A 10719-nucleotide genomic window follows, 5' to 3' on the forward strand; every position below is an offset into this window, starting at 1 on the left:
GGGGAGTGGCGGGCCTGACCGCCGCCCACGTGCTCCGGCGCGCATGCGAGGTGTGGCTCTACGAGGCCGACCCGCGCCTCGGAGGCCACGCGCACACCCACGACGTCACCGCCTCCGACGGGCGCACGCACCAGGTGGACTCCGGCTTCGTCGTGCACAACCGGCGCACCTACCCCACCCTGCTGCGGCTCTTCGACGAGTTGGGCGTCCGCACCCAGGAGTCCGAGATGAGCCTGTCCGTGCGGTGCGAGGGCTGCGGCCTGGAGTACGCCGGAGCCCGGGGACCGGCGGGACTGTTCGCCCGCCCGGCGACCTCGCTGCGGCCCCGGGCCCTGCGCATGTTCGCCGAGGTGCCGCTCTTCCACCGACGCGCCCGGGCCCTGCTGGTGCGCTCGGCGGCCGGACCCGCGGACGCGCCGCCCACCCTCGGCGCGTTCCTCGACGCCGGCGGCTTCTCCCGCTACTTCCGGCGGCACTTCGTCGCCCCGCTGGTCTCCGCCGTCTGGTCCTGCCCCGCCCGGACCGCCCTGGACTACCCGGCCGAGTACCTGTTCCGCTTCCTCGACCACCACGGCATGCTGACCGTCACCGGCTCGCCGCGCTGGCGTACGGTCACCGGCGGCTCCCGCGAGTACGTGCGCAGGATCGCCGAACAACTGCACACCGTGCGCGCCGGCGCCCCCGTGAGGACCGTGCGCCGCTTCCCCGGCGGCGCGGAGGTCGTCACCGAGGCCGGCCAGGCGCGGACGTTCGACGGCGTGGTGATCGCCGTCCACCCCGACCAGGCGCTACGGCTGCTCGCCGACGCCACACCGACCGAGAAGCAGGTGCTCGGCGCCTTCCGCTACTCCCGCAACCCGACCGTGCTGCACACCGACACCTCGGTGCTCCCCCGCAGCCGCCGTGCCCACGCCTCGTGGAACTACCACATGGCCACCTGCGACGACGGCGACCGCGGCGTGCGGATCAGCTACGACATGAACCGCCTCCAGCGCCTGGACGCCACCGACCGGTACCTGGTGACACTCGGCTCCGCCGACCGCGTCGACCCGAGCCGGGTACTCGCCGAGATGGTCTACGAGCACCCGGTCTACACCGTGGAGTCCGTCGCCGCACAGCAGCGCCTGCCCGAACTCGACTCGGCCGAGACCGCCTTCGCCGGCGCGTACCACGGCTGGGGCTTCCACGAGGACGGCTGCGCCTCGGGGGCGCGGGCCGCCGGAGTGATGGGGGTGCACTGGTGATCCCCGCCCTCTACCCCTGCCTGGTCGTCCACCGCCGGCGCGGCGCGGTCGAACACACCGTGCGGCACCGCACCTACCTCTGGCTGATCGACCCCGACGACCCGCCCCGCCCGCCGTGGTGGCTGCGGCCGCTCGCCGGATTCCACGCCCGCGACCACTTCGACGGCACCGCCCCCACCATCAGGGCCGGCCTGGACCGGTTCCTCGCCGGCCGGGGCGTCCTCCTCGACGGTGGACGGGTCACCATGCTCTGCCACGCACGGGTGCTCGGGTACGTCTTCAACCCGCTCACGCTCTTCTGGTGCCACGACCGCGACGGCCGGCTGCGCTGCGTCGTCGCCGAGGTGCACAACACCTACCACGGCCGCCACTGCTACCTCCTGGAACCCGACGACCGCGGCCGGGCGCGAACCGCCAAGGAGTTCTACGTCTCGCCGTTCCTCCCTGTCGACGGCCACTACGCCATGCGGCTTCCCGAGCCGGACGAACGGCTCTCCCTCAGCGTGCGTCTCGACCTGCCCGGCCGCCCGCCCTTCACCGCCGGCGTCGCCGGCCACCGCGTACGGCCGACCCACCGCAACCTGCTGGCGGCCGCCGCCCGCCACCCGTGGTCCACCCTCGCGGTCTCCGCCGCCATCCGACTGCACGGCGTCCGGCTGCTGCTGCGCGGCCTGCCGATGCGACCCCGCACCGCCGACGCCGCCGGGTCCCAGCGGGCCTCGTCCCCCGCACGCCGCCCCCGGCGCCGACGACCCCCGCACCGGTTCGCCGACCGGCGCCGCACGAAGGAGAGCACCAAGTGAGCAGCGTCCCCCTGACCGTCCCCACCGGGATCAACGCCGACCGGTGGCCGGACGTCGCCCGCGTACCGGCCGCCTCCGCGGCCGCCCGCCGCGCCGCCGCCCTGCTGGTCCGCCACGCGGTCGCCCGCCTTCCGCTGCGCGTCGAGATGCCCGACGGACGCCTGCTGGGCGCCGGGGGACCGACCCTGCGGGTGCACGACGCCGACGCCTTCCACGCCCGCCTCGCGGCCGGCGGCCTCGTCGGCTTCGGCGAGTCCCACCTCGCGGGAGAGTGGGACGCGCCCGACCTCGTCGCCGTCCTGACCGTGCTCGCCGAGAACGTCGCGACCCTCGTGCCCGCCCCGCTGCAACGGCTGCGGGGACTGTGGGCGCCACGGCAACCGAACGACAACCGCAACACCCCCGGTGGCTCCCGCCGGAACATCGCCCACCACTACGACCTCTCCAACGACCTCTTCGCGCTGTTCCTCGACCGGACGATGACCTACTCGTCCGCGCTCTTCGAGACCCTGCCCGCCGCCCCCGGCGACCTGGCCGAGGCACAGCACCGCAAGATCGACCGGCTGCTCGACCTCGCGGAGGTCGGCCCGGGCACCGACCTGCTGGAGATCGGCACCGGCTGGGGCGAACTGGCCCTGCGCGCCGCCGCCCGGGGCGCCCACGTCACCACCGTCACCCTCTCCGCCGAGCAGCGCGACCTCGCCCGCCGACGTGTCGCCGACGCCGGTCTCACCGACCTGGTCACCGTCGAACTGCGCGACTACCGCGAACTCACCGGGCACCACGACGCCGTCGTCAGCGTGGAGATGATCGAGGCCGTGGGGGCGGAGTTCTGGCCCGCGTACTTCGAGCGCGTCCACGCCCTGCTGCGCCCGGGCGGACTGGCCGCGGTCCAGGCCATCACCATGCCGCACGACCGCATGCTGGCCAGCCGCGACACCCACACCTGGATCAGGAAGTACATCTTCCCCGGCGGCCAGCTGCCCTCCGTCGAGGCCGTCGAGGCGAGCCTGCCGCGTGGGCTGCGCACCGTCCGCAGGGACGCCTTCGGGCCGCACTACGCGCAGACGCTGCGCCTGTGGGAGGAGACGTTCACCGCCCGGGCCGACGAGGTGGCCGCCCTCGGCTTCGACGACGTCTTCCGCCGCATGTGGCGGTTCTACCTCGCCTACTCCGAGGCCGGGTTCCGCTCCGGCTACCTGGACGTCCAGCAGTACCTGCTGCGGCGCGACCCGGCCGTCGCGCCGGCCGCGCCCGAGGGAAGGTGACGGAGATGTACGACGTGGAATGGGGCGCGCTGGGCGTCAACCTCCTCGCCTCGGCGGCTGCCGCGCTCGCCGTGATGACGGCGACCTTCGTGATCGCGCTGCGCCGAGGAGTGCACCGCATCGTGGACGTCGCCTGGGGGGCGGCCTTCGCCGCCGTCGCCCTCGTCTCCTGGCTGCTGTCGGCCGGTGCCGGCGACGACGGGCGGCGCCTGCTCGTCCTCGTTCTCACCGGCGTCTGGGGGCTGCGTCTCGCGGCGCACATCGCCTACCGGGGAACCGGGCACGGCGAGGACCCGCGCTACGCGCGCATGCTGGACAAGGCGCCCGGCGGCCGTACCGCGTACGCGTTCCGCAAGGTGTACCTGCTGCAGGGCGCGCTGGTGTGGCTGGTGTCGCTGCCCGTGCAGGCGGCCGCCTACCTGCCGGCGGCACTCGACCCCTGGGCGGCCGTCGCGGTGGTGCTGTGGACCACCGGAATCCTCTTCGAGGCCGTCGGCGACCGCCAGTTGGCCCGCTTCAAGGCGGACCCGGCCAACCGCGGCCGGATCATGGACCGCGGCCTGTGGCGCTACACCCGCCACCCGAACTACTTCGGCGACTTCCTCGTCTGGTGGGGCCTGTTCCTCCTCACCGCACCCGACCCGGCGCTCGCCGCAGCCGTGCTGGTCTCCCCGCTGGTCATGAGCTACCTGCTGATCTTCGGCAGCGGGAAGCGCCTCCTGGAGCGCCACATGCGGGACAGGCCCGGCTACGCCGAGTACGCCGCCCGCACGAGCGGCTTCTTCCCGCTCCCGCCCCGCCGGGAGCCCGCCAAGGGACCGCGGCCGTAGTGGTTCTCCGAGGCGTAGTGGTTCTCCGAGGCCGCCCGCGCCCCCACCTCCGACGGCCGGCGGTGTGGGGCGCGGGGCGGCGACGCGCGGGCCCTCAGTCCAGACCGCGCGCGTCGCGGAAGCGGGCCAGCCCGTCGTCCAGGGCCACGACCGGGTCGGGATAGTCGGGGCGTTCCCCGTCAGCGGCCTTCCACGGCTGGTGGACCCGGCCGCCGGGCAGCGCCGCGTCCGCCAACTCCGGGACCCAGCGCCGCACATAGTCCCCGTTCGGGTCGAAGCGCCTGGCCTGGGCGAGCGGGTTGAGCACCCGGTTGGGGCGGGTGTCGGTGCCCGTGCCCGCCACCCACTGCCAGTTCAGCTGGTTGTTCGCCACGTCCCCGTCGACGAGCAGGTCGAGGAAGTGCGCCGCCCCGATCCGCCAGTCCACGTACAGCGTCTTGGTGAGGAAGCTCGCCGCCAGCAGCCGGCCCCGGTTGTGCATCCACCCCTCGTGCCGCAGCTGCCGCATCGCCGCGTCCACGATCGGATAGCCCGTGCGGCCCTCACGCCACGCCTCGACCTCCGGCCCCTCGCCGCGCCAGCGGTCCCCCCGCCCGCGGTAGTCCTCGAACGCGGCGGCCGGGCGGGCGGCGAGCACCTGGTGGTGGAAGTCCCGCCAGGCGAGCTGCCGGACGAACGCCTCCGCCCCCGCCTCGCCGTGCCGCCGGGCACGCTCGACCAGCTCGGCCGCCGACAGGCAACCGAAGTGCAGATAGGGCGAGAGGCGTGAGGTCGCGTCGCCGGCCAGGTCGTCGTGCCGGTCCTCGTAGTCGTCGACGCCGCCGGCCAGCCAGCGGCGGAACCGCTCCCGTCCGGCCGACTCCCCGCCCGGTACCAGCCCCGGCGAACGCCGCGCGACCTTCGGCGAGGGCAGCCGCGCGGAGCCGACGTCCGGCACCGGCACGCGCCGCGGCGCGCCGCCCACGGCCCGCGGCGCCGTCGCCGACCAACGCCGGAAGTAGGGGGTGAACACGGCGAAGTGGTCCTTCCCCGAGGGGGTCACCGCCCCCGGCGCCAGCACCGTGCACACCGCGTCGTGGACCCGCAGCCGCCGGCCCGCCGACTCCAGCTCCCGGCGCAGCCGCTCCTCCCGCTCCGCGGCGAACCGGCTCACCCCGGCGGCCATGTGCACCTCGTCCGCCCCGGCCTCGGCGGCGACCGCCAGCACCTCCGCGACCAGCGGCCCCTCCCGGAACACCAGGCGGCCGCCGCGCTCACGGAGCGCGGCGTCCAGGTCCGCCAGCGCGTCGGCGAGGAAGGACAGCCGGTTCGGCGAGGCGAAGCCCGCCGCGTCCACCGCCGGATCACGCACGAACAGCGGCACCACCAGGTCGGCCTCCGCCAGCGCCGAACGCAGCGGCGGGTGGTCGTGCACCCGCAGGTCGGCGGTGTACAGCACCACCGCCACCCGGTCCTGCCGCGCCGCGCCGTCGCGCGGACCCCGCCTGCCGCCCCCCTGCGTGCGTTGGTTCATCAGATACCTCCATCAACGGCCGTGCCGGCACCCTCCACCGGCTCACCGGTGGTTCGCGGCCGGTGGCACGCGTGGATGCCCGGCACGTCGAAAGTGCCCCAGAAGGGGTGCCACGGCCGGGAGGCGCGGCCGTGGCACCCGGGAAAAGGAGGGGCGCCGGTCAGCCGCGCCAGTCCATCTCGTCCGGGTCGGGGCCGAGCCGGGTGCCGGTGTCCAGGCCGGCGATCGACGCCATGTCCGCCTCGTCCAGCGCGAAGTCGAAGACGTTGATGTTCTCCCGGATGCGGGAGGGCGTCACCGACTTGGGGATGACCACGTTGCCCAGCTGGAGGTGCCAGCGCAGGATCACCTGCGCCGGGGTGCGGCCGTGCCGCTCGGCGATCGCGCCGATCACCGGGTCGGCCAGGATGTCCTTGCCCTGGCCCAGCGGCGACCACGCCTCGGTGACGACGGAGTGCTCCCGGTGGTACGCGCGCAGCTCGCCCTGCTGGAGCGTCGGGTGCAGCTCCACCTGGTTGAGTGCGGGTACCGTGGCCGTCTCCTCCGCGAGCCGCCGCAGCTGCGCCGGCTTGAAGTTCGACACGCCGATCGCCCGGGCGCGGCCGTCCGCGTACAGCTTCTCCAGCGCGCGCCAGGTCTCGACGTAGGTGTCGAACATCGGCATCGGCCAGTGGATGAGATAGAGGTCCACGTACTCCAGACCCAGCCGCTCCAACGAGGCGTCGAACGCGCGGAGGGTCGAGTCGTAGCCCTGCTCGCTGTTCCACACCTTCGTGGTGACGAACAGCTCCTCGCGCGGCAGGCCGGAGGCGGCGAGCGCCCTGCCCGTCCCGACCTCGTTCTCGTAGACCGCGGCGGTGTCGATGCTGCGGTAGCCGGCCTCCAGCGCGTGACCCACCGCCGCGGTGGCCTCGTCGTCCGGAACCTGCCACACGCCGAAGCCCAGCTGAGGCATGACAACACCGTTGTTCAGGGTGATCGTGGGGGCGTCACTCACAGAAGATCGGATCCTTCGACTCTCGCGAACTGTGCTCTTGCTCTCGAGGACGGAGAACGATCAGCCGGCGGTGGACATTCCCGCACGGCCTCGTCAGCGGCGGTACAGCGTGTCGATCTCCTGCTGGTAGACCTTCTCGATCGACCGGCGCCGCAGCTTCAGCGACGGCGTGAGCAGGCCGTCCTCCACGGTGAACTGGCGGCCCAGTATCCGGAACGTGCGGATCGACTCCGCCTGCGAGACCTGCGTGTTCGCCGCTATCACCGCCCGCCTCACCTCGTGCTCCAGGTCGACGTCGTGCACCAGCTGGGAGGCGGGCACCGCCGGCTTGCGGCGCATCGCCAACCAGTGGTTCACCGCCTCCGGGTCCAGGGTGATCAGGGCGGAGACGAAGGGCCGGTCGTTGCCGATGACCACACACTGCGCGACCAGCGGGTGGGCGCGCACCCGGCCCTCCAGCACCGCCGGGTTGACCGTCTTCCCGCTGGAGGTGACCAGCACGTCCTTCTTGCGGCCCGTGATCGTCAGATAGCCGTGCTCGTCCAGCTCCCCCAGGTCACCGGTGGCGAACCAGCCCTCCCGCAGCGAACGGGCGGTCGCCGCCGGATCGCTCAGATACCCCTGGAACACCTGGCCGCCGCGCACCCACACCTCGCCGTCCTCCGCGAGGGCCACCGTCGTGCCCGGGATCGGCACGCCGACCGTGCCGAACCGCGGGCGCTCGGGCGGGTTGCCGGTGAGCGTCGCGGTCGTCTCGGTCAGCCCCCAGCCCTCGAACACCCGCACCCCGGCCCCGTCGAAGAACAACCCCAGCCGGCGGTCCATCGAACTGCCGCCGGACACCGCGTACCGCAGCCGCCCACCGAGCGCCCGGCGCAACCGGACGTACACCAGACGGTCCATCAGCTGGTGGCGCACCCGCAGCGCCGCGCTCGGCCCGGGGCCCTCACCGAACGCCTTCCGCTCCACCGCCTCCGCGTACCGCTCGGCGACCTCCTCGGCCTGCTCGAACACCGCCAGCCGGCCCTCGGCCTCCGCCTGCCGGCGCGCCGCCGAGTGGATCCGCTCGAACAGGTACGGCACCGCGAGCAGGAACGTCGGCTGGAACTCCCGCAGTGCCGGCAGCAGCGCGCTCGGCGTCATCTCCGGCTGGTGGCCCAGCTTCACGCCCGCCCGCACCGCCGCCACCTGCACCATCCGCCCGTAGACGTGCGCGAGCGGCAACAGCAGCAGCGTCGTCGGCTCCGTCTTCAGACCGGAGCTGAAGACCGACTCGTACCGCTTCACGATGTTGTCGCACTCGGCCATCAGGTTGGCGTGGGTGAGCACGCAGCCCTTGGGCCGGCCCTCGCTGCCCGAGGTGTAGACGACCGTGGCGACGGTGTCCGGGGTGAGCGCCATCCGGTGCCGCTCGACGACATCGGTGTGGATGCGCCGGCCCGCCTCGGCCAACTGCTGCCGCGCACCGGCGTCGAGCTGCCACAGCCGGCTCAGCAGCGGCAGCCGGTCCACGACGGCGCCGATCGTCATCGCGTGGTCCTCGGTCTCCACGACCGCCGCCGACACCGCCGCGTCCGTGAACATCCACAGCACCTGCTCGGACGACGACGTCGGGTACACCGGGACCGACTGCGCGCCGATCGTCCACAGGGCGTAGTCGAAGAGCGTCCACTCGTAGCGCGTGCGCGACATGAGCGCCACCCGGTCGCCGAACCGCACCCCTTCCGCGAGCAGGCCCTTGGCCAGCGCCAGCACCTCGTCGCGGAACTCCTCGGCGGTCACGTCCCGCCAACTGCCGGCGTTCCCAGGTGTGTTCGGTGACGATCCGGTCCGCCGGTCCCGGCCGCCGCCCTCGTCGGGCTCGCGGTAGGCGATCACCGCCTGGCCGGGGTGCGAGCGCGCGCGTGCGAAGACCGAGTCGGCGAGGCCTCCGGAACGAACCGGGGGCACCGCGGGCGGAACAGTGATCTCGCGCAATGCCGCTCTCCTCAGGCGCCGTGCCTCCGCCGGTCGGGAGGTGCTCCCGAGCGCACACACAGCGTGGTGACGGTACCGAATCGCGGCCCGCGCCGGAAGGGAACCGGCGCGCGGGAGCGTTCACGCGCCGCGGGGTGCGTACGAGGGGAGCGCGGGCGCGTGGTTCAGTGGGCGCATGCACCGCCTGGTCCGCGTCCTCGACCCCTTCCTGCTGCTGCTCGGCGCGACGGTGGCGCTCGCCGCGCTCCTCCCCGCCCGGGGCGCGGCGGCGGACGTCGTCGGCGTCGCCGCCAAGGTCGCCGTCGGACTGCTGTTCTTCCTCTACGGCGCGCGGCTCTCCACCCGCGAGACCCTCGACGGTCTGCGGCACTGGCGGCTCCACCTGACGGTGCTGGCGTGCACCTTCCTCCTCTTCCCCCTGCTCGGGCTCGCCGCCCGGGGCCTGGTCCCGCACGTGCTGACCGAGGAACTGTGGACGGGCCTGATGTTCCTGTGCGTGGTGCCCTCCACCATCCAGTCCTCCATCGCCTTCACCTCGCTCGCCCGAGGCAACGTGCCGGCGGCGATCTGCGCGGGCACCTACTCCAGCCTGCTGGGCATCGTGCTCACCCCGCTGCTCGCCGCCCTGCTCGTCGGCGCCGTCGGCGGCCTCTCGGTGGACGGCCTCAGGGACATCACCCTCCAACTGCTGGCACCCTTCCTCGCCGGCCAGCTGCTGCGGCGCTGGATCGGCGGCTTTGTCACGCGCCACCGGGCCGCGCTCTCCCGGGTCGACCGCACGGCCATCCTGCTGGTCGTCTACACCGCGTTCAGCCAGGGCATGGTCGAAGGCGTGTGGCAGCAGGTCTCGCCGTGGCGGCTGGCGGGCCTCTTCGGCACCGAGGCCGTCCTGCTCGCCGTCATGCTGACGCTGACGGCGTGGGGCGGCCGGCGGCTCGGGTTCGACCGCGCCGACCGCACCGCGATCCTCTTCGCCGGCTCCAAGAAGTCGCTGGCGGCGGGGCTGCCGATGGCCGCCGTGCTGTTCGGCGCCCAGGCGTCACTGGCCGTCCTGCCGCTGATGCTCTTCCACCAGATGCAGCTGATGGTCTGCGCGGTCATCGCCCGCCGGCTCGCCCGCCGCGCCGACTCCTGAGGACACACCCGGCACACGAGCCTCACGGCTGGTCAGCCCGGCTCCTCCGGCAGCACGACCCGTTCCTCGCCCGCGTACACGTTCATCGACGCGCCGCGCAGGAAACCCACCAGCGTCAGCCCCGACTCCTGGGCCAGGTCCACCGCGAGCGAGGAGGGCGCCGACACCGCCGCCAGCACCGGCACGCCGGCCATCACCGCCTTCTGCGCCAGCTCGAACGACGCCCGCCCCGACACCATCAACACCGTCTCCGCCAGCGGCAGCCGCCCCTCCCGCAGCGCCCGGCCGACCAGCTTGTCCACCGCGTTGTGCCGGCCCACGTCCTCCCGCACGTCGATCAGCTCGCCGTCCGGGGTGAACAGCGCGGCCGCGTGCAGCCCGCCCGTCCGGTCGAAGACCCGCTGCCGCTCACGCAGCAGGTCGGGCAGCCGGGACAGCGTCGCCGTGCTCACCCGCGGCCGGTCCACCGCCCCGCCCGGCGCCCACCGGGACCTCGTCCGCACCGCGTCCAGCGAGGCCTTCCCGCACAGCCCGCAGGACGACGTCGTGTACACGTTCCGCTCCAGCGTCATCTCGGGCACCGCGACCCCGTCCGCCAGCCGGACGTCCACCGTGTTGTAGGTGTTGTACGACCCGCCGCCGTCGTCCGTCACCGAGCCCGCGCAGTACGTCACCTGCCGCAACTCGTCCGGGTGGGCCAGCACGCCCTCGCTGACCAGGAAGCCGACGGCGAGCGCGAAGTCGTCACCGGGCGTGCGCATCGTCACCGCGAGCGGCCTGCCGTTGAGCCGGATCTCCATCGGCTCCTCCGCCACCAGGGTGTCCGGTCGCCGGCTGACCCGGCCGTCCCGGACCCGCAGGACACCACGCCGCTCGGTGACCCGTCCCATCGGCGCTCACTCCCGGTTCCGCCACCGCCTCACGACGCCACCGCCCCGCGAGGTCGCCGCCC

At 73.8% G+C, this 10719-nt stretch carries 9 protein-coding genes; 5 read left to right on the forward strand and 4 right to left on the reverse strand.

All coding sequences use genetic code 11. The annotated features are described in order from the left end of the window. From GL263_RS13465 to GL263_RS13480, 4 genes are all read left to right on the forward strand, one after another. On the forward strand, window positions 1-1244 hold a 1244-nt coding region (locus GL263_RS13465; protein WP_182855922.1), incomplete at its 5' end, for an NAD(P)/FAD-dependent oxidoreductase. Continuing rightward, on the forward strand, window positions 1244-2047 hold the full coding sequence (locus GL263_RS13470) for a DUF1365 domain-containing protein (RefSeq protein WP_182855929.1): 804 nt from the start codon (window positions 1244-1246) through the stop codon (window positions 2045-2047). The genes GL263_RS13465 and GL263_RS13470, both read left to right, overlap by 1 nt. After that, entirely contained in the window at window positions 2044-3315 is a 1272-nt protein-coding gene (locus GL263_RS13475; protein WP_182855923.1) for a class I SAM-dependent methyltransferase, read from the forward strand. Before GL263_RS13470 ends, GL263_RS13475 begins: the two co-directional genes overlap by 4 nt. Window positions 3316-3320: 5 nt before the next feature. Further along, entirely contained in the window at window positions 3321-4145 is an 825-nt protein-coding gene (locus tag GL263_RS13480) for a DUF1295 domain-containing protein (protein WP_182855924.1), read from the forward strand. Window positions 4146-4239: 94 nt separating this feature from the next. On the opposite strand, the gene GL263_RS13485 is transcribed toward GL263_RS13480, so the two are convergent. The 3 genes from GL263_RS13485 to GL263_RS13495 form a co-directional block, all read right to left on the reverse strand. Further along, the gene (locus tag GL263_RS13485; RefSeq protein WP_182855925.1) at window positions 4240-5658 is read right to left on the reverse strand and encodes a cryptochrome/photolyase family protein; all 1419 of its coding nucleotides are present in this window, start codon (window positions 5656-5658) and stop codon (window positions 4240-4242) included. A gap of 160 nt (window positions 5659-5818) precedes the next feature. Next, window positions 5819-6655: an aldo/keto reductase gene (locus GL263_RS13490; protein ID WP_323379383.1), complete on the reverse strand. Its 837-nt coding sequence runs from the start codon at window positions 6653-6655 to the stop codon at window positions 5819-5821. A 93-nt stretch (window positions 6656-6748) separates the two neighbouring features. Next, window positions 6749-8632: an AMP-dependent synthetase/ligase gene (locus tag GL263_RS13495; RefSeq protein WP_182855926.1), complete on the reverse strand. Its 1884-nt coding sequence runs from the start codon at window positions 8630-8632 to the stop codon at window positions 6749-6751. 175 nt (window positions 8633-8807) lie between these two features. On the opposite strand from GL263_RS13495, the gene GL263_RS13500 reads away from it, so the two are divergent. Then, a complete protein-coding gene (locus GL263_RS13500) occupies window positions 8808-9767 on the forward strand; it encodes a bile acid:sodium symporter family protein (protein WP_182855927.1) in 960 nt (319 codons plus the stop codon). Between the two features lie 32 nt (window positions 9768-9799). Here the strand turns inward: GL263_RS13500 and fdhD are convergent, their stop codons facing one another. Next, the gene (fdhD, locus tag GL263_RS13505; RefSeq protein ID WP_182855928.1) at window positions 9800-10657 is read right to left on the reverse strand and encodes a formate dehydrogenase accessory sulfurtransferase FdhD; all 858 of its coding nucleotides are present in this window, start codon (window positions 10655-10657) and stop codon (window positions 9800-9802) included. Window positions 10658-10719 lie beyond the last annotated feature (62 nt).

This window comes from Streptomyces durbertensis, assembly GCF_014156695.1.
GTDB lineage: Bacteria > Actinomycetota > Actinomycetes > Streptomycetales > Streptomycetaceae > Streptomyces > Streptomyces durbertensis.

Coding starts and splice junctions, on each gene's coding strand:
- fdhD (WP_182855928.1), bottom strand. CDS start 10,657: ATGGGACGGGTCACCGAGCGGCGTGGTGTCCTGCGGGTCCGGGACGGC.
- GL263_RS13485 (WP_182855925.1), bottom strand. CDS start 5,658: ATGAACCAACGCACGCAGGGGGGCGGCAGGCGGGGTCCGCGCGACGGC.
- GL263_RS13480 (WP_182855924.1), top strand. CDS start 3,321: ATGTACGACGTGGAATGGGGCGCGCTGGGCGTCAACCTCCTCGCCTCG.
- GL263_RS13500 (WP_182855927.1), top strand. CDS start 8,808: ATGCACCGCCTGGTCCGCGTCCTCGACCCCTTCCTGCTGCTGCTCGGC.